Below are 18030 nucleotides of genomic sequence, written 5' to 3' on the forward strand. Positions count from 1 at the left end.
CGCGGCGCCCGCGCCGCCGCCAACGCCGTCAAACGGCGTCGAATGCGGCCTTGAGCGCCGCCACCGCGTCGGCATGCGCGGCACGCACTTCGGGCACATAGCCGCCCATCTTGAAGAACTCGTGGATCATCCCCGGATAGCAGACCAGCGTGACCGTATTGCCGGCCGCGCGCAGCTTGTCCGCGTAAGCGGCGCCTTCGTCGCTCAGCGGATCGTATTCGGCCGTCGCGATCCATGCCGGCGCGACGCCCGCGAACGACGGCGCATCGCGCTTGCCGTCGAGCGGCGCGAAGCGCCAGTCGTCGCGATCCGAGCGGTCGCGGACGTATTGCCCGAAGAACCACTGGATCGTGTCCTGCGTCAGCAGATGGCCGCTCGCGAGCCGCGCGTGCGATTCGGTGTCCTGGTAGCCCGTCACGCCCGGATAGATCAGCATCTGCAGCGCAAGATCGATGCCCGCGTCACGCGCGAGCACCGCGCAGACCGTTGCCAGCGTGCCGCCCGCGCTGTCGCCGCCGACCGCGAGTCGCGCGGCGTCGATGCCGAATGCGGCGGCCTCGCGATGCAGCCAGCGCACTGCGTCGTCGGCGTCGTTCACCGCGGTCGGAAACTTGTGCTCGGGCGCGAGCCGGTAGTCGACCGACAGCACCGCGCACTGTGCGTCGCGCGCGAACATCCGGCACAGCGCGTCGTGCGTATCGATGCTGCCGACCGTGAAGCCGCCGCCGTGGTAGTAGACGAGCGCGGGCAGCGGTTCGGCGAGGCTCGGCTCGACCGGCAGGTACAGCCGCGCGCCGATCGTGCGGCCGTCGCGCGTCGGCACGACGCACGCTTCGACCGAATGCATCGGCGCCGGCGCGACGTCGAGGATCGGCGCGCTCTTCTCGTACGCGGCGCGCGCCTGCTGCGGCGTCTGCTGGTGATAGGACGGACGTTTCGCGCGCTCGACCATGTCGAGCACCTGGGCGATCTTCGGATTCAGCGGCATGGGCGAGAACGGCGCGCGTGGCGCCGTGAACGGACAAGCGTCACATGATGCCACGTGCGGGTCAGACGAGCTGCACGAGCTGCTTGCCGAAATTATGGCCCTTCAGCAGCCCCAGGAACGCGTCGGGCGCTCGCTCGAGCCCGTGCGCGATCGTCTCGCGGTAATGCAGCTGGCGCGTCGCGACGAGTTCGCCCAGCTCGGCCAGCGCGGGCGGCCATGCGTCGGGATGTTCGAACACGATGAAGCCCTGCATCGTCAGCCGCGAACGCAGGATCAGGCCGGGATTCGCGAGCGGCGCGACGGCGCCGTCGTAACCGGAGATCATCCCGCACACGGCGATGCGGCCGAACGCGTTCATCCGCGCCATCGTCGCGTCGAGCACCGCACCGCCGACGTTCTCGAAGCAGCCATCGACGCCGTCCGGCGTCGCGGCGGCCAGGTCGTCGGCAAGCCGGCCGGCCTTGTAGTCGACGCACGCGTCGAAGCCGAGCGTGTCGACCACGTACCGGCACTTGTCGGGGCCGCCCGCGATGCCGACCACGCGGCATCCGGCGCGCTTCGCGAGCTGGCCGACGACGCTGCCGACCGCACCGCTCGCCGCGCTGACGACGACGGTATCGCCGGCCTTCGGCGCAATGATCCGGTTCAGCCCGACCCACGCGGTCACGCCCGGCATGCCGGTCACGCCGAGCCACGCGGACAGCGGCACCCGCGACGTATCGACCTTGCGCAGTCCGCTGCCGTTCGACGTGCCGTATTCCTGCCAGCCGAACTGGCCGACCACGTGTTCGCCGACCGCAAAATCCGGGTGCCGCGATTCGACCACCTCGCCCGCCGTGCCGCCGATCATCACTTCGTTCAGCGGCTGCGGCACCGCGTACGACTTCGCGTCGCTCATGCGTCCGCGCATGTACGGATCGAGCGACAGGAAATGGTTGCGTACGCGCAGTTCGCCGTCCGCGAGCGGCGCGAGCGGCGTCTCGACGAGCCGGAAGTTGTCGACGCTCGCGGCACCTTGCGGGCGCGACACGAGCAGGATCTGGCGGTTGACCGTGTTCATTGCTGCCTCCTTCGTTTCATTCACCCGGCATTGCGGCGGCGGGAGCCCGCGCGCCCATGCCCCACCAAAACAAAACGGCCCTGCCCGTGACCAGGCAGGGCCGCGCGTGACAGCGCTTACGCGTCGCTCGGGCCGGGCTGCGCGTCCGGTACCGTGCGCGTGCGTTGCCGCTTGATGTCGCGGCCGACCGCGAGCCGCCGCATGTACTTGAACGTGCCGAGCGCCTTCGCGACGAAATTGCCGTCGCTGTCGCGCACTTCGCCTTCGCAGTACGCCATCGTCGTCGACCGATGCATCACGCGCCCGTATGCGCGCAACTCGCCGCGCCCGGGCTGCATGAAGTTCACCTTCATCTCGACCGTGACGACGCCGACGCCGTCATCGGTCAGGCTGCGTGCGGCCATCGCGAGCGCGATGTCCGACAGCGTCATCGTCACGCCGCCGTGCGCGATGCTCCACGTGTTCATGTGCCGTTCGTCGAGCGGCAGCACGATCTCGCTCGCACCGTCCTTCGCGGATACCAGCCGCACGCCGAGCAGGTCGACGAACGGGCTTTCGATCGACGGACCGTCCGCCGGGGCTGCCGCGTCGCTCATCGTGCGCTGTCGGACAGGTAGTCGACGCACTGGCGCGATTCGGCCACCGCCACGACGAATTTCTTCACTTCCTGGTGAACGGGGTGCACCTGGTACGCATCGAGCGCGGCCTGGTCCGCGAAATCGGACACGAGCACGACGTCGCTGGTCGCATCGAGGCCCGGCGTCGCCACGCCGACGTCGAGCTGCAGGATCCCGGGCACGAGATCGCGGCAGCCTTCGAGCTTTTCCTTCAGCCGGAGTGCGTTTTGCGCGCGCGTGCCGCCTTCCGCCGATTCCTTCAACTTCCACATCACTATGTGCCTGATCATGTAGTTCTCACGAGTTCGCGCCAGTTCGACAAATGCCGCGAAGGCATTGCGTGGCGGGGGTTAGCGGACGCTCGGCGGTTCGCCGCAGTTCATGGTTCACCGTCCACATCCGCACGAAAAACGGGTAGGAAAGCGGGTACGTTCGAGCATCGCCGACCCGATACCCGCCTCTTCATCATGCCACTCGCCGACGTCAAGATTCGGCAAGTCGAGGCAGACAGCAAGCCTATCAAAATTACCGGCGCCGATGGGCGAGATCGAAATTCGACCGGGCGGACCGAAACTCTGGCGCCATCGGTACGAAATCGTCGGCAAAGAGACATTCATCCCCCGAACTATACCCCCACCCCCTATATGGGAAGGCAATTGGGTTTATAGTCCCCCCCACTATATGAAGGGACCACCATGAGCCACACCATCAAGGAAAAGCAGAAGCTGCTGAACCGTGTCCGCCGGATCAAGGGACAGGTCGAAGCCATCGAACGCGCGCTGGAGGACGAGCGCGGGTGCAACGAAATCCTCCGCCTGATCACGAGCGGTCGCGGCGCGATGAATGGGCTGCTTGCGGTCGTGCTCGAAGATCACATCCGCAGCCATCTGGTCGATGCCGAAGATCACCACGACGAAGGCAGCGCGACCGAACAACTGATCGAAGTCGTTCACAGCTACTTCAAATAATCGGGGGAGCGATGAACGATTTCAAGAACGATGCCTTCGGCGCAGGGCACGACCACATCTTTCTCGGTGCCGCGCACGAACAGAACGAACGCAGAACCTGGACGGTCATCGCGCTGTGCGCGGCGATGATGGTGGCCGAGATCGTCGGCGGATCGATTTTCGGCTCGCTGGCGCTGATCGCCGACGGCCTGCACATGTCGACGCACGCAGGCGCGATGTTGATCGCCGCGCTCGCCTATACCTATGCGCGCAAACACGCGAACGACCCGCGCTTTGTGTTCGGCACCGGCAAGCTCGGCGATCTGGCGGGCTTCACCAGCGCGATCGTGCTCGCGATGATCGCGATGCTGATCGGGTACGAGGCCGTCGCGCGCCTGCTCGCTCCGGTTCCGATCCATTTCGGCGAGGCGATTCCGATCGCGGTTGCCGGCCTGCTCGTCAACATCGCGAGCGTCTGGCTGCTGAGCGGCGATCATCACGGCCACAACCACGGTCACGGTCATGGGCATCATCACGGCCACGACCATGACGAAGAGGAAACGCACCAGATCTTCGATCGGCAGGGTGTATTCGTCGTGTCGGTGTTCGAAGATGGCGTGCCGCCGGTTTTCCGCATGGCGCCCGCGACACGGGAGACGCAGCCGGTCGATGCCGGCGCCGTATCGGTGACGACGGTCCGTCCAGACGGTATGCGGCAGACATTCGCGATGCAAGATCGTGGCGGCTATCTGGAATCGACGGAAGCCATCCCCGAGCCGCATGCGTTCAAGGCGATCGTCCGCCTGAACGGCCGCGAGCACGCGCTGGCGTTCGAGGAACACGACCACGGTGCGTCCGCGGCGGCCGCGCGCGATCACAACATCCGCTCTGCCTACATCCACGTGATCGCCGATGCGGCCGTTTCCGTGCTGACGATCGTCGGGCTGCTGCTCGCGCGTGCGTTCGGCTGGCTATGGATGGATCCGCTGGCCGGCATCATCGGCGCGCTGGTCATCGCGAACTGGTCGTACGGCCTGCTGCGCGACACCGGCGCAATCCTGCTCGACATGAATTCGGATCGGCGTCTGACGGACCACGTGCGTGGCGCGATCGAGGGCAATGGCGACCGCGTCGGCGACCTGCATGTGTGGCGACTCGGGCCGGGGCACATGAGTGCGGTCGTGTCCGTGGTGACGGACAACCCGCAGCGCGATGCCCGCTTCTATCACCGTATCCTGCAGCAATTCAGAAATTTGTCGCACGTTACCATCGAGGTTGTGCCTGCGACGCGAAGGCAATGAGGAGGGTGGACAAATCCGCTGAAGTCGACGCGCGTTCGTTCGGCGGCCGCATCGCTATCGCGTGATCGCTTCAGCGCCAGCCGGACAGCGTTGCCACATCCTGCGGTCGGCTTCGCGCCGCGGTTCGGCACGCCGCCGGACGACGCACTGCAGCGGATCGTCGCCAACGCGACGCGATCGTTCCCGACCCGGCTCATCACCGACGTCGGGATGCCGAGCGCGAACCAGGCGCCGCGGCCGAAATCCACGCGTTCCGCGTATCACGGCACGATGACCTGGTCGTGCCGGCAGGCGATATGGGTTGCCGCGCGCGATCGTCAGCTTGCGCACCGGGCCGGCACCACCATGCCCAACCGCAATCCATCCGCGTCGCTCAGCGGACCTTGCGTTTCTTTCGGCGATAACACCACGCATCCAGGGCAGCGCAGCCGCCAAAGCCCACGCCGACCGCGACAAACGGCAATCCGATCGCGCACAGGATGAGGATCGCCACCCACTGCTCGCCGAAACTGCGCACGACCGCGCGATCGGGATTGCGGGGATCGTAGAGCACCCGAACGGTGTCCCCGGTATTCAGCGAATTGCTGGACGACGAACCCTGCGCAAAAGTGATGGTCCGGCCGGTGTCCGTCCTGAACGTGACGATCGCCGAGTACATACTGCCGGCGCCGCGATCACTGCGTTTGCGCTCCGCCATCCCGACGATCTGCCCGGTCGTGTGAACGTAATCTCGAACCTGCTTCTGGTTGTGCGCGTAAAGTGCCCCTGCGCCGCCCAGCAGGCCGGTACCCAGCAACAACGGCAATCCGGCGACGAGCGCGAGCCCGGCCATCATGCTCATTGCTTCGGATTGGGATTTCGCACCGGACGCATGCCCGGCAGCTTGCCCGGGCTCCGTCGACGACGAACCATCCCGTCCGACCAGCACGCCGATCCCGGCAAACACGGTGCCCAGAATGGTCAGGATCCCGACGCCGAACCACCGCTCGAAAAACCCGGCGAAGATCACGCCGTCGGCCGGGTGAGCCGGGTCGTAATAGAGCCGGCCCCCGTCGCCCGGATCGGCGCTTGGCGACGTCGTGGCCATCTGCCCCGTCACCTCGACGGCTTCGCCGCTTGCGGTGACGAATCGATAGACGGTCCGGTAGTGGCCGGCGTCGTAGCTGTCGTGTGAAAATCCGACGACGACGGCCTCGGTTTCCGTCATGCGCGAAGCCGCCGAGATCGAGGCATAGACCCAGACGGCAGCACTCAGCAAAAGGGCCACGCCGACCAGCAAGAACCCGTTCACGCGTCGGCGCATCGATGCGCGCGTCGCGCCGGGCGCGGCCATATCGACGGGTTTGCGCGTTGAAGTCCTGCGTGCCTTGCGTTGCCCGGCGTCGCGCCGTGCGTACCCGGTCGTCGAAACACTGCGTCGCGCATCGGCCTTTGCGATATTGTCGTCGTCAGGCGTGCTCTTGTCGTTCATGCATCATGTCCGGTCTCGTCAGACCGACATGATACGGTCCGGGATGCTCCGCACTGCCGCACGGACTCGCGCGGTTCACCGCGACACGACCCGGTTCCGTCCGTCCCGCTTCGCCTGATACAACCGCTCGTCGACCACTCGCAGCAACGCATCGACCGTGCTCCCGTCGACGCCGTACTGCGCAACGCCGACGCTGACCGTCACCTGCACGCGCTTGAAATCCAGACCGAACGGCGCGCTCGCGATCGACGAGCGGACGCGCTCGGCCGTCATGCGCGCCCCTTCGAGCGGCATCTCCGGCAACAGCGCCATGAACTCCTCGCCGCCGACCCGCGCGAGCGCACCCGCCGGACGAATCGCCTCGAGACACTGGCGCACGACGCCACGCAGCACCTCGTCGCCGATCTGATGCCCGTATGCGTCGTTGATGTTCTTGAAATTGTCGAGATCGAGCGTGAGCAGGCAGAACGGCGTGCCGTCGCGTTCCGCGCGCACGATCTCGCGCTCGACCTGCGCGATGAACTGGCGACGGTTCGACGCGCCCGTCATCGGATCGGTCGCGGCCATGTATTCGAGCTTCTGGTTCGTGCGCCGCAATTCCTGCAGTGCGCTCTCGGTGCGCGCCATCGATTCCGACAGCCGGCTCATCAGGTCTTCCTGGCTGTAGATCGCGGAGAACGAGCGCGTCGTCTGCAGCGCCTGCACCACGCCGTAGCTGAGCAGGAAGAACCCGCCCGCGAAGATGGCATGCGCGAGCCACCACATGTGATTCCACGGCTTGCCGAGCATGAACGCGAGCGACGACAGCGCGAACGCCATGATCGACATGCCGTAGATCACCATCAGCGGCGAACGGATGCGCCGCGCGAGGAGCACGCCGACGTTGAGCAGGGAAAACACGAGCGCGCCGCCTTCCATCGACATCCGCGTCCCGAGCGCGCCTGCGACGGGCGAATACGCGATGTACGCGACCGCCACGTTGACGATCACGAAGAACACGATCCACGGCAGCCACGTGCGCGCACGCGTGCGCTTCTCGATGCGATCGGGCGGCTCGGCATACGACAGCAGGCCGGTCAGCAGCAGGATCGACATCACGAGGCGCGACGCGGGCCCGTACAGCAGGAACAGCCAGATGTTGTGGTGCGCCATCCCGGTGAATGCGCCGTGCAACGCGTAGATCATCGCGAAGCCGAGAAAGCCGAGCGTGAGCCAGCGCAGCAACGGCTCGCCGGACGACCGGTAGCAGACCCACGTCACGTAGGTGACGAACGCGCCCTCGAGGGTCGCGGCCGCGATCGCGAGTTCATGGAATGCATGACTCTCGAACACGGCGTGCGGGTCGCTGAAAAACCACAGATAGGCGATCAGATAGGCCGGCAGCAATGCGAATCCGACCAGCAGGCATTTTGCGTAGAGCCTCGCGGCCGCGCTCACGACGCGCGGCGGTTCCCCGGCGGCATAGGTCGTACTCAATTCGGTCCCCGTTCGGTCTGCTGCGTGGTTCGAACGTCCATGGCGCCGGAAACGCACGATGCATCTGCGCCGGCTGCCGGGAACGCGTCGCGTACGCCGGAACGACGCACGCGCGGGCCCATCCCGCCGAAAGACAAATGACAGAGCAAGTATAAGGGCGGCAATTCGTTTGACAAGTAAGGGGAAACGGCATCACCCGGCAGACGCCGTTTACCCTCTCTTCGTTACGAATTGCACCCGATCATCGCGGATTCGCGCCGGGGTCGCGACGTTTACCCCGCCAAACCGCCACCGCCGGCGGACAAAGATCAGACGATTTCGAACAGGCCGGCCGCGCCCTGCCCGCCGCCGATGCACATCGTGACCACGACGTATTTCACGCCGCGGCGCTTCCCTTCGATCAGCGCGTGGCCCGTCAGGCGCGCGCCCGACACGCCGTACGGGTGGCCGACCGCGATCGCGCCGCCGTTCACGTTCAGGCGCTCGTCAGGAATCCCGAGCGTGTCGCGGCAATACAGCACCTGCACCGCGAACGCTTCGTTCAGCTCCCACAGGCCGATGTCGTCGACCTTCAGCCCCGCCTGCTTCAGCAGCTTCGGCACCGCGAACACCGGACCGATGCCCATCTCGTCCGGCTCGCAGCCGGCCACCGCGAAGCCGCGGAACACGCCGAGCGGCTGCAGCCCTTCGCGCTGCGCGACATCGGCGCTCATCACGACGCACGCCGATGCGCCGTCGGAAAACTGGCTCGCGTTGCCGGCGGTGATCACGCCGCCCGGCAAGGCCGAACGGATCTTCGACACGCCTTCGAGCGTCGTGTCGGGCCGGATGCCTTCGTCGGCCGACACCGTCACCTCCTGCGTGAACAGCCGGCCCGTCGCCTTGTCGGCGATGCCCGCACGCACGGTGATCGGCACGATTTCGTCGCGGAAGCGCCCGGCTTCCTGCGCGGCCGCCGCGCGCAGTTGCGACTGCACGCCATAGGCATCCTGCCGGTCCTTCGCGATCCCGTAGCGCTTCGCGACGTTCTCGGCCGTCTGCAGCATGTTCCAGTAGATCTCGGGCTTGTGCTCGACGAGCCAGCCTTCCTGGATCATGTGCCGGTTCATCTCGTTCTGCACGCACGAAATCGATTCGACGCCGCCCGCCACATACACGTCGCCCTCGCCTGCGATGATCCGCTGCGCGGCCAGTGCGATCGTCTGCAGACCCGACGAGCAGAAACGGTTCACGGTCATCCCCGGCACGCTGACCGGCAGCCCGGCGCGCAGCGCGATCTGGCGCGCGATGTTCGCGCCGGTCGCGCCTTCGGGATTCGCGCAGCCCATGATCACGTCCTCGACGCGCGCGGGGTCGAGCTTCGCGCGTTCGAGCGCGGCGGCAACCACGTGGCCGCCGAGCGTCGCGCCGTGCGTCATGTTGAATGCGCCGCGCCACGATTTCGCGAGCGGCGTGCGTGCGGTCGATACGATTACGGCTTCGGTCATGCGAGTCTCCTTCGGTCCTGCTGAATCGGATGGGAATGCGCTACGCCGTCGGGCGCGCGCCCGCGGACGTCACGTGTGCGACGCCCGCCGCCTGCATCTGTTGCCATGCGTGCGCGAGCGACCCGTTCAGGTCGATGGCGCGGCACGCATCGTTGATCACCGCGGCGTCGAAGCCCGCCGCGCGCGCATCGAGCGCCGACCATGCGACGCAATAGTCGGTCGCGAGCCCGCAACACCACACGCGCTTCGCGCCAAGCTCGCGCAGATAGCCGGCGAGCCCCGTGCGCGTCGTGCGATCGGCTTCGACGAACGCGGAATAGCTGTCGACCTGCGCGTCGCCGCCCTTGCGGATCACGAGCCTGGCATGCGGGATGTCGAGGTCGCGATGCAGCGCCGCGCCTTCCGTGTCCTGCACGCAGTGCACGGGCCACAGCACCTGCTCGCCGTACGGCAGCGCGAGCGTCGAGAACGGCTCGCGCCCCGGATGGTTCGCGGCAAACGACACGTGCTCGCGCGGGTGCCAGTCCTGCGTCAGCACGACCTGGTCGAAGCGCTGCGCGAGCGCGTTGATCACCGGCACGACCGCGTCGCCGTCCGGCACCGCGAGCGCGCCGCCCGGCATGAAGTCGTATTGCACGTCGATCACGAGCAGCACGTCGTCGGTGCGTTTCATTGCGTTTCTCCTGATTGGGCCGGTCGCGCCGTCACGCCGCGCCGTCAGCCGTTGAACCCGCGCCCGGCTCGGGCCAGCTCGACGATCGACGGCGCAAGCTGCCACGCGTCGCCGTTCGGCGCGGCCGCGTAGCGGCGAATCGCGCGCTCGACGTTGTAGAGGCCGACCATGTCCGCGTACAGCATCGGGCCGCCGCGCCACAGCGGAAAGCCATAGCCGGTCAGATAGACCATGTCGATGTCGGACGCCTTCGACGCGATCTTTTCCTCGAGGATCTTCGCGCCTTCGTTGACGAGCGCGAACACGAGCCGCTCGACGATCTCGTCGTCGCCGATCTTGCGCCGCTCGACGCCGCGCTCCTTCGAATACGCGACGACCATCTCGTCGACGAGCGCCGACGGCTTCGCCTTGCGCTCGCCCGGCACGTAGTCGTACCAGCCGCCGCCCGTCTTCTGGCCGAAACGGCCCAGCTCGCACAGGCGATCGGCGATCTTCGAGTACTGCAGATCGGGCTGCTCGACATAGCGGCGCTTGCGGATCGCCCAGCCGATGTCGTTGCCGGCGAGGTCGCTCATCCGGAACGGGCCCATCGCGAAACCGAACTTCTCGATCGCACGATCGACCTGCGCGGGCAGCGCGCCTTCCTCCAGCATGAAGAGCGCCTGGCGGATGTACTGCTCGATCATCCGGTTGCCGATGAAGCCGTCGCACACGCCCGACACCACCGCCGTCTTGCGAATCTTCCTGGCGACCGCCATCACGGTGGCGAGCACGTCCTTCGCGGTCTGCGCGCCGCGCACGACCTCGAGCAGCTTCATCACGTTCGCGGGGCTGAAGAAGTGCATGCCGACGACGTCCTGCGGACGCTTCGTGAAGGCGGCGATCTTGTCGACGTCGAGCGTCGACGTGTTCGATGCGAGAATCGCGCCGGGCTTCGCCACGGCGTCGAGTTGGCCGAACACCTGTTCCTTCACGCCGAGTTCCTCGAACACGGCCTCGATGATCAGGTCCGCATCCTTCAGGTCGTCGTAGGACAGCGTCGGCGCGATCAGCGCCATGCGCGCGTCGAGCTTCTGCTGCGTGAGCTTGCCCTTCTTCACCTGCGCGTCGTAGTTCTTGCGGATCGTGGCGAGCCCGCGATCGAGCGCGTCCTGCTTCGTCTCGAGCAGCGTGACGGGCAGGCCCGCGTTGATGAAGTTCATCGCGATCCCGCCGCCCATCGTGCCGGCGCCGATCACGCCGACGCGGCGAATCTCGCGCACCGGCGTATCCGGCGGCACGTCGGGAATCTTGCTCGCCGCGCGTTCGCCAAAGAACGCGTGCCGCAGCGCGCGGCTTTCCGGCGTCATCATCAGCGCGACGAAACCGTCGCGCTCGGCGACGCTGCCCTTGTCGAAGCCGTTCAGCACGCCCGCCTCGATCGCATCGATGCACTTGTGCGGTGCGGGGAAATTGGGTGCGGCGGCCTGTGCGGAATTTCGCGCGAACTGGATGAAACCCGCCGCATTCTCGTGGACGATCTTGCGATCGCGCACGCGCGGATGCGACCCGTTCTGCGCGCCGGCCTTGCGCGCGAACGCGACGGCCGCGTCGAGCAGGTCGCCGTCGGCCATCGCGTCGAACAGCCCGCTCTTCGCGAGTTGCTCCGACGGCACCGGCGCGCCCGACACGATCATGTTCAGCGCGGTTTCGAGCCCCACCGCGCGCGGCAGGCGCTGCGTGCCGCCGGCGCCCGGCAGCAACCCGAGCTTCACTTCGGGCAGCGCGATCTGCGCCCCCGGCGCCGCGACGCGATAGTGCGCACCGAGCGCGAGTTCCAGGCCGCCGCCCATCACGACGCTGTGCAGCGCCGCGACGACCGGCTTCGCGCTCGTCTCCACCGCGCGGATCACGGTGTGCAGCGTCGGCTCCTGCAGTGCCTTCGGGGTATTGAATTCGGTGATGTCGGCGCCGCCCGAGAACGCGCGGCCCGCGCCGGTCAGCACGATCGCCGTGACCGACGGATCCTGCGCGGCACGCTCGAGCGCGTCCATGACGCCGAGCCGGGTCGACAGGCCGAGCCCGTTGACGGGCGGATTGTTGAGCGTGATGACGGCCACGCCGTCGCGAGTCGAGTAATCCACTGCCATCTGCCTGCCTCCATGCATCGCGCGCCGGGGTGGCTGCGCTTCATTGTGCGCGGTCGAACGGCCGCATGTCCGGATCGAACGGAGGCAGCATACAACGAAAAAGCACGGTCGTTCAATTTGAATTTTTCCCGATCCGGGGGCCGGATCGGGCAACCGTGCGGCAGGCCGTCTCCGGCCACGGGGCTTACGACTCGCAGACCGCCGTCGGCAGCACGTAGTCGCGGAAGGACTCGCGCAGCTTGAGCTTCTGCAGCTTGCCGGTCGCCGTGTGCGGCAGCGATTCGACGAACACGACGTCGTCGGGCACCCACCACTTCGCGACCTTGCCCTCGTAGAACGCGAGCAGCGCCTCGCGGGTCAGGCTCGCGCCTTCGCGCGGCACCACGACGAGCAGCGGCCGCTCGGTCCATTTCGGGTGCGCACAGGCGATGCAGGCCGCTTCGGCGACGCCCGGATGCGCGATCGCGACGTTCTCGATGTCGATCGAGCTGATCCATTCGCCGCCGGACTTGATCACGTCCTTACTGCGGTCGGTGATCTGCAGGAAGCCGTCGGGGTCGATCGTCGCGACGTCGCCGGTCGGGAACCAGCCGTCCGACAGCGGCGACGTATCGCTCCTGAAGTAGTGGTCGATCACCCACGGCCCGCGCACCTGCAGTTCGCCGAACGCGACGCCGTCCCACGGCAGTTCGTGCCCGTCGTCGCCGACGATCCGCATGTCGACGCCGCAGATCACGCGCCCCTGCTTTTCCAGCAGCTTGCGCTGCGCGTCGGGCGAGCGCTGCGATTGCGCCCAGTTCAGCTTCGCGAGCGTGCCGAGCGGCGACAGCTCGGTCATCCCCCATGCGTGGATCACGCGCACGCCGTACTCGTCCTCGAACGTGCGCAGCATCGCGGGCGGGCACGCGGAGCCGCCGATCACCGTGCGGTTCAGCGTCGAGAAGCGCACGCCTGCCTCGCGCATGTAGTTGAGCAGCCCGAGCCACACGGTCGGCACGCCCGCGGAAAACGTCACGCGCTCGGCCTCCATCAGCGCGTACAGCGACTTGCCGTCGAGATCCTTGCCGGGCAGCACCAGCTTGCCGCCGGTGAGCGGCACCGCGTACGGCAGCCCCCACGCGTTCACGTGGAACATCGGCACGACGGGCAGCACGGCGTCGAGCGCCGACAGGTTCATCGCATCGGGCAGCGCGGCGCCGTATGCATGCAGCACCGTCGAACGATGCGAATACAGCACGCCCTTCGGGTTGCCGGTCGTGCCCGACGTGTAGCACAGGCCCGACGCCTGCAGTTCGTCGAGGCGCGGCCAGTCGTAGCGGCCGTCCTCGGCGTCGACGAGCGTTTCGTAGCACAGGTACGGCGTCGCGCCGGACGGCAGGTGTGCGGCGTCCGTCATCGCGATCCAGCCCTTCACATTCGGGCACTGCGGCGCGATCGCATCGACGAGCGGCGCGAAATTGATGTCGAAGAAGACGTAGCGGTCTTCCGCATGATTGACGATGTACGCGATCTGCTCGGGAAAGAGGCGCGGGTTGATCGTGTGGCACACGGCGCCCATCCCGCCGATCCCGTAATAGGCCTCCAGATGCCGATAGCCGTTCCACGCGAGCGTGCCGACGCGCTCGCCCGATTCGACGCCGAGCCGCGCAAGCGCCTGTGCGAGCCGCTTCGCGCGCTGCTCGCAATCGCGGTACGTGTAGCGATGCAGGTCGCCTTCCACGCGCTTCGACACGATCTCCGTGTCGCCCGCATGCCGCGCGGCATGCGCGATCAACGACGACACCAGCAACGGCATGTCCATCATCTGGCCCAGCAACGGCTTACCCATCGTCTTGTTCTCCCGGAAGGACGCGAATCGGTGACCCGCCTCGAAGCAGTGCGCCAGCGTACGACCCGTCCACGGCCCGGACAGGCCTGGCGCAAGGCGCGCGCGCCGCCATGCGGGCGGCGCGGCGCCGCCTTACAATATCGACTTACCCAGAGGCGCTCAACATGTCGTTTTCCCGAAGCGCAGCCGATGCGGCTGACACGCTCCCCGACCTCGCCGAGACGCTCGGCGCGCCCGCCGAACGCGCGTTCGTCACGCTCGGCGATGCGTTTCATACGCGGCTGCCGGCCGCGCCGCTGCCCGCGCCGTACGTCGTCGGCTTTTCCGGCGAAGTCGCGCGACTGCTCGGCCTGCCGCCATCGATCGTCGCGCAGCCCGGCTTCGCCGAGCTGTTCGCCGGCAACCCGACACGCGACTGGCCCGCGAACGCGATGCCGTACGCATCGGTGTATTCCGGCCACCAGTTCGGCGTATGGGCCGGCCAGCTCGGCGACGGCCGCGCGCTGACGATCGGCGAACTTCCCGGCCCCGACGGCCGGCGCTTCGAACTGCAGCTCAAGGGCGGCGGCCGCACGCCGTACTCGCGCATGGGCGACGGCCGCGCGGTGCTGCGCTCGTCGATCCGCGAATTCCTGTGCTCCGAAGCGATGCATCATCTCGGCATTCCGACCACGCGCGCACTCACGGTGATCGGCTCCGACCAGCCGGTGGTGCGCGAGGAAATCGAGACGTCGGCGGTCGTCACGCGCGTGTCGGAAAGCTTCGTGCGCTTCGGCCACTTCGAGCACTTCTTCTCGAACGATCGCCCCGACCTGCTGCGCCAGCTCGCCGATCACGTGATCGACCGCTTTTATCCGGCGTGCCGCGAGGCCGACGATCCGTACCTCGCGCTGCTCGAAGCCGCGATGTTCCGCACGGCCGACGTCGTCGCGCAATGGCAGGCGGTCGGCTTCTGCCACGGCGTGATGAACACGGACAACATGTCGATCCTCGGCGTGACGATCGACTACGGCCCGTTCGGTTTCGTCGACGCGTTCGACGCGAATCACATCTGCAACCACTCCGACACGAGCGGCCGCTACGCATACCGGATGCAGCCGCGCATCGCGCACTGGAACTGCTATTGCCTCGCGCAGGCGCTGCTGCCGCTGATCGGGCTGCAGCACGGCATCGCCGACGACGATGCGCGCGCCGAGCGTGCGGTGGAAGACGCGCAGGCCGTGCTCGCGAAGTTTCCGGAGCGCTTCGGCCCCGCGCTCGAGCGCCTGATGCGCGCGAAGCTCGGCCTCGAACTCGAACGCGAGAACGACGCGGAGCTCGCCAACAAGCTGCTCGAAACGATGCACGCGAGCCACGCGGACTTCACGCTGACGTTCCGCCGGCTCGCGCAGCTGTCGAAGCACGACGCGAGCCGCGACGCGCCGGTGCGCGACCTGTTCATCGATCGCGACGCGTTCGATGCATGGGCGAACCTCTACCGCGCGCGGCTGTCCGACGAAACGCGCGACGACGCGGCACGCGCCGCCGCGATGAACCGCGCGAACCCGAAATACGTGTTGCGCAACCATCTGGCCGAAGTCGCGATCCGGCGCGCGAAGGAGAAGGATTTTTCCGAAGTCGAGCGGCTCGCGCAGGTGCTGCGCCGCCCGTTCGACGAACAACCGGAACATGAAGCGTATGCGGCACTGCCGCCCGACTGGGCCGGGTCGCTCGAAGTGAGCTGCTCGTCGTGACCCGCGCGACCCGACCGACCGATCAGGAGAACCCCCACATGTCACACGATTCCGACGACAAGACCTTCCCGTACCAGAAGGACGACGCCGAGCTGCGCCGCCGCCTCACGCCGATGCAGTACGAAGTCACGCAGCACGCGGCGACCGAGCGCGCGTTCACCGGCGAATACACCGACACGGAAGACGCCGGCATCTACACATGCGTCGTCTGCAGCACGCCGCTGTTCGAATCCGGCGCCAAATTCCATTCGGGCTGCGGCTGGCCCAGCTACTTCAAGCCGCTGAACGGCGAAGTGATCGACGAGAAGATCGACCGCTCGCACGGGATGGTGCGCGTCGAGGTGCGCTGCAACCATTGCGGCGCGCATCTCGGCCACGTGTTCGAGGATGGCCCCCGCGACCAGACCGGTTTGCGGTACTGCATCAATTCGGCTGCGTTAAACTTCGAGTCCCGACCCGAAAACGAATGAGCGGCGCCGGACGGATCCGACGGCAGCCTCCCCGGCTGCCACGATCCGCGACGGTGGCGCCTGGCGGGTCCCTACAACGGTGAAAGGCCGCGCGATGCGACCTTTCACGCAGCTGCGAGCGCCATGAAATTCCTGTTCGATCTGTTTCCGATCATCCTGTTTTTCGCTGCCTTCAAGGTCTGGGGCATCTTCACCGCCACTGCCGTCGCGATCGTCGCGACGCTGGCCCAGGTCGCGTGGGTCGCCTTCCGGCACCGGAAGGTCGACACGATGCTGTGGGTCAGCCTCGGCGTGATCGTCGTGTTCGGCGGCGCCACCCTCGTCCTGCATGACGAAAAATTCATTCAATGGAAACCGACTGTGCTGTATTGGTTGTTTGCGATCGGGCTGTTCGCCGCGCGCTATGCGTTCGGCAACAACCTGATCGAGAAGATGATGGGCAAGCAGCTCACGCTGCCACATCCCGTGTGGGACAAGCTGAACGTCGCGTGGGCGCTGTTCTTCGCGGTGCTCGGCGTTGCGAACCTGTACGTGGTGCACAACTACACCGAATCGCAGTGGGTGAACTTCAAGCTGTTCGGCACGACGGGCGCCATGGTCGTGTTCATCATCCTGCAGAGCCTGTGGCTCACGAAGTACCTGAAGGACGAGTAACATGAGCGACACCTTTCTCCACGCATCGCCCGACGAACGCATCGCGCTGATCGAGGCGCGTCTCACCGCATCGCTCGCGCCGCTGTCCCTCGCAGTACGCGACGACAGCGCGCAGCACGCGGGCCATGCCGGCGCCGCCGCCGGCGGCCATTACACGGTAACGATCGTGTCGGCCACCTTCGCCGGCAAACCGCGCGTCGCGCGGCACCGGCTGGTGTATGATGCGCTCGCTGATGCGATGCAGCGCGGCATTCACGCGCTCGCGATCGTGGCTTACACGCCCGAAGAATTCAACGAATCTTCAATCTAGTCTCACTAGGAATTCCCGATGATCCTGAAATCCCCCCGCCTGTGGGTCGCGGCGGCTGCCTTTGCAGCGGCACCGGCATTTGCCCAGAACATCGCCGTCGTCAACGGCACGCCGATTCCGAAGTCGCGCGCCGACGCCATGGTCGCGCAGCTCGTCCAGCAAGGCCAGACCGACAGCCCGCAACTGCAGCAGGCCGTGCGCCAGGAACTCGTGAACCGCGAAATCCTGATGCAGGAAGCCATCCGCGAAGGCATCCCGAGCCGTCCGGACGTGAAGGCGCAGATCGCCGTCGCGCAACAGACGGTCGTGCTGCGCTCGATGATCGAGACCTTCCTGAAGAAGAACCAGCCGACCGACGCCGAAGTGAAGGCGCGTTATGACGATCTCGTGAAAACGGCGGGCGGCAACCGCGAATACCACCTGCACCACATCCTCGTCGACAGCGAACAGCAGGCGAAGGACCTGATCGCGAAGATCAAGGCCGGCGCGAAGTTCGAAGACCTGGCGAAGCAGTACTCGAAGGATCCGGGTTCGGGCAAGAACGGCGGCGACCTCGACTGGTCCGATCCGAAGGCGTACGTGCCGGAATTCGCGGCGGCCGCGCAGAAGCTGCAGAAAGGCCAGATGACCGACGAGCCGGTGAAGACGCAGTTCGGCTGGCACATCATCCGTGTCGACGACATCCGCGACGTCGCACCGCCGCCGTTCGACCAGGTGAAGGCGCAGATCGCGCAGCAGCTCGTGCAGCAAAAGCTGCAGGCGTTCGAGGAAAACCTGCGCCAGCAGGCAAAGATCCAGTAACGTCGGCGACGCTCGCCCACGCAAAGGCCACTCCAGCGAGTGGCCTTTTTTTCATGCGCGGCCGCTACGCGTTGCCGCGAAGGCC

The 18030-nt window shown here is 66.8% G+C and carries 17 protein-coding genes and 1 pseudogene; 8 read left to right on the forward strand and 10 right to left on the reverse strand.

The window, feature by feature from the left end; all coding sequences use genetic code 11:
- Positions 1-28 precede the first annotated feature (28 nt).
- From DCN14_RS24320 to DCN14_RS24335, 4 genes are all read right to left on the reverse strand, one after another.
- Complete coding sequence (locus DCN14_RS24320; protein WP_096503097.1) at positions 29-988, reverse strand: alpha/beta hydrolase; 960 nt, start codon at positions 986-988, stop codon at positions 29-31.
- 61 nt (positions 989-1049) lie between these two features.
- Positions 1050-2048 carry an NADP-dependent oxidoreductase gene (locus DCN14_RS24325; protein WP_096503099.1) on the reverse strand — a complete coding sequence of 333 codons (999 nt, stop codon included), beginning with the start codon at positions 2046-2048 and terminating at the stop codon, positions 1050-1052.
- A gap of 116 nt (positions 2049-2164) precedes the next feature.
- A complete protein-coding gene (locus DCN14_RS24330; protein ID WP_096503101.1) occupies positions 2165-2644 on the reverse strand; it encodes a PaaI family thioesterase in 480 nt (159 codons plus the stop codon).
- Positions 2641-2955 (reverse strand): Dabb family protein, encoded by a 315-nt coding sequence (locus tag DCN14_RS24335; protein WP_096503103.1) that lies wholly within the window; start codon positions 2953-2955, stop codon positions 2641-2643. The genes DCN14_RS24330 and DCN14_RS24335 overlap by 4 nt, the downstream gene beginning before the upstream one ends.
- A gap of 405 nt (positions 2956-3360) precedes the next feature.
- On the opposite strand from DCN14_RS24335, the gene DCN14_RS24340 reads away from it, so the two are divergent.
- The 3 genes and pseudogenes from DCN14_RS24340 to DCN14_RS38765 all read left to right on the forward strand — a co-directional run.
- The gene (locus DCN14_RS24340) at positions 3361-3633 is read left to right on the forward strand and encodes a metal/formaldehyde-sensitive transcriptional repressor (RefSeq protein WP_096503105.1); all 273 of its coding nucleotides are present in this window, start codon (positions 3361-3363) and stop codon (positions 3631-3633) included.
- A gap of 11 nt (positions 3634-3644) precedes the next feature.
- On the forward strand, positions 3645-4913 hold the full coding sequence (dmeF, locus tag DCN14_RS24345; protein WP_096503107.1) for a CDF family Co(II)/Ni(II) efflux transporter DmeF: 1269 nt from the start codon (positions 3645-3647) through the stop codon (positions 4911-4913).
- Positions 4914-5021: 108 nt separating this feature from the next.
- Positions 5022-5246, forward strand: a pseudogene (locus DCN14_RS38765) (hypothetical protein); the annotation flags it as partial.
- A gap of 40 nt (positions 5247-5286) precedes the next feature.
- Here the strand turns inward: DCN14_RS38765 and DCN14_RS24350 are convergent.
- From DCN14_RS24350 to DCN14_RS24375, 6 genes are all read right to left on the reverse strand, one after another.
- Positions 5287-6384, reverse strand: coding sequence for a DUF3592 domain-containing protein (locus DCN14_RS24350; RefSeq protein ID WP_096503109.1), 1098 nt, complete (start codon positions 6382-6384; stop codon positions 5287-5289).
- A 75-nt stretch (positions 6385-6459) separates the two neighbouring features.
- Positions 6460-7860 carry a sensor domain-containing diguanylate cyclase gene (locus DCN14_RS24355; protein WP_096503111.1) on the reverse strand — a complete coding sequence of 467 codons (1401 nt, stop codon included), beginning with the start codon at positions 7858-7860 and terminating at the stop codon, positions 6460-6462.
- 308 nt (positions 7861-8168) lie between these two features.
- On the reverse strand, positions 8169-9347 hold the full coding sequence (locus tag DCN14_RS24360) for an acetyl-CoA C-acyltransferase (RefSeq protein WP_096503113.1): 1179 nt from the start codon (positions 9345-9347) through the stop codon (positions 8169-8171).
- A gap of 40 nt (positions 9348-9387) precedes the next feature.
- Complete coding sequence (gene pncA / locus DCN14_RS24365; protein WP_096503115.1) at positions 9388-10020, reverse strand: bifunctional nicotinamidase/pyrazinamidase; 633 nt, start codon at positions 10018-10020, stop codon at positions 9388-9390.
- Between the two features lie 44 nt (positions 10021-10064).
- Positions 10065-12149, reverse strand: coding sequence for a 3-hydroxyacyl-CoA dehydrogenase NAD-binding domain-containing protein (locus DCN14_RS24370; protein ID WP_096503117.1), 2085 nt, complete (start codon positions 12147-12149; stop codon positions 10065-10067).
- A 184-nt stretch (positions 12150-12333) separates the two neighbouring features.
- Positions 12334-13977 carry a 3-(methylthio)propionyl-CoA ligase gene (locus DCN14_RS24375; protein WP_096503119.1) on the reverse strand — a complete coding sequence of 548 codons (1644 nt, stop codon included), beginning with the start codon at positions 13975-13977 and terminating at the stop codon, positions 12334-12336.
- Between the two features lie 164 nt (positions 13978-14141).
- On the opposite strand from DCN14_RS24375, the gene DCN14_RS24380 reads away from it, so the two are divergent.
- From DCN14_RS24380 to DCN14_RS24400, 5 genes are all read left to right on the forward strand, one after another.
- The gene (locus DCN14_RS24380) at positions 14142-15710 is read left to right on the forward strand and encodes a protein adenylyltransferase SelO (RefSeq protein ID WP_096503121.1); all 1569 of its coding nucleotides are present in this window, start codon (positions 14142-14144) and stop codon (positions 15708-15710) included.
- A gap of 38 nt (positions 15711-15748) precedes the next feature.
- The gene (msrB, locus tag DCN14_RS24385) at positions 15749-16180 is read left to right on the forward strand and encodes a peptide-methionine (R)-S-oxide reductase MsrB (RefSeq protein WP_096503123.1); all 432 of its coding nucleotides are present in this window, start codon (positions 15749-15751) and stop codon (positions 16178-16180) included.
- 123 nt (positions 16181-16303) lie between these two features.
- Positions 16304-16834 carry a septation protein A gene (locus tag DCN14_RS24390; protein ID WP_096503125.1) on the forward strand — a complete coding sequence of 177 codons (531 nt, stop codon included), beginning with the start codon at positions 16304-16306 and terminating at the stop codon, positions 16832-16834.
- 1 nt (position 16835) lies between these two features.
- Positions 16836-17144: a BolA family protein gene (locus DCN14_RS24395; RefSeq protein ID WP_096503127.1), complete on the forward strand. Its 309-nt coding sequence runs from the start codon at positions 16836-16838 to the stop codon at positions 17142-17144.
- 18 nt (positions 17145-17162) lie between these two features.
- Positions 17163-17945 carry a peptidylprolyl isomerase gene (locus DCN14_RS24400; protein ID WP_096503129.1) on the forward strand — a complete coding sequence of 261 codons (783 nt, stop codon included), beginning with the start codon at positions 17163-17165 and terminating at the stop codon, positions 17943-17945.
- Positions 17946-18030 lie beyond the last annotated feature (85 nt).

Origin of the sequence: Burkholderia sp. IDO3 (genome assembly GCF_003366075.1) — a bacterium.
GTDB lineage: Bacteria > Pseudomonadota > Gammaproteobacteria > Burkholderiales > Burkholderiaceae > Burkholderia > Burkholderia anthina.

Excerpts from the sequence above, each read along its gene's own strand:
- DCN14_RS24320 (WP_096503097.1), bottom strand. The coding sequence starts at position 988 with ATGCCGCTGAATCCGAAGATCGCCCAGGTGCTCGACATGGTCGAGCGC.
- DCN14_RS24325 (WP_096503099.1), bottom strand. The coding sequence starts at position 2,048 with ATGAACACGGTCAACCGCCAGATCCTGCTCGTGTCGCGCCCGCAAGGT.
- DCN14_RS24330 (WP_096503101.1), bottom strand. The coding sequence starts at position 2,644 with ATGAGCGACGCGGCAGCCCCGGCGGACGGTCCGTCGATCGAAAGCCCG.
- DCN14_RS24335 (WP_096503103.1), bottom strand. The coding sequence starts at position 2,955 with ATGATCAGGCACATAGTGATGTGGAAGTTGAAGGAATCGGCGGAAGGC.
- DCN14_RS24340 (WP_096503105.1), top strand. The coding sequence starts at position 3,361 with ATGAGCCACACCATCAAGGAAAAGCAGAAGCTGCTGAACCGTGTCCGC.
- dmeF (WP_096503107.1), top strand. The coding sequence starts at position 3,645 with ATGAACGATTTCAAGAACGATGCCTTCGGCGCAGGGCACGACCACATC.
- DCN14_RS24350 (WP_096503109.1), bottom strand. The coding sequence starts at position 6,384 with ATGAACGACAAGAGCACGCCTGACGACGACAATATCGCAAAGGCCGAT.
- DCN14_RS24360 (WP_096503113.1), bottom strand. The coding sequence starts at position 9,347 with ATGACCGAAGCCGTAATCGTATCGACCGCACGCACGCCGCTCGCGAAA.
- pncA (WP_096503115.1), bottom strand. The coding sequence starts at position 10,020 with ATGAAACGCACCGACGACGTGCTGCTCGTGATCGACGTGCAATACGAC.
- DCN14_RS24370 (WP_096503117.1), bottom strand. The coding sequence starts at position 12,149 with ATGGCAGTGGATTACTCGACTCGCGACGGCGTGGCCGTCATCACGCTC.
- DCN14_RS24375 (WP_096503119.1), bottom strand. The coding sequence starts at position 13,977 with ATGGGTAAGCCGTTGCTGGGCCAGATGATGGACATGCCGTTGCTGGTG.
- DCN14_RS24380 (WP_096503121.1), top strand. The coding sequence starts at position 14,142 with ATGTCGTTTTCCCGAAGCGCAGCCGATGCGGCTGACACGCTCCCCGAC.
- msrB (WP_096503123.1), top strand. The coding sequence starts at position 15,749 with ATGTCACACGATTCCGACGACAAGACCTTCCCGTACCAGAAGGACGAC.
- DCN14_RS24390 (WP_096503125.1), top strand. The coding sequence starts at position 16,304 with ATGAAATTCCTGTTCGATCTGTTTCCGATCATCCTGTTTTTCGCTGCC.
- DCN14_RS24395 (WP_096503127.1), top strand. The coding sequence starts at position 16,836 with ATGAGCGACACCTTTCTCCACGCATCGCCCGACGAACGCATCGCGCTG.
- DCN14_RS24400 (WP_096503129.1), top strand. The coding sequence starts at position 17,163 with ATGATCCTGAAATCCCCCCGCCTGTGGGTCGCGGCGGCTGCCTTTGCA.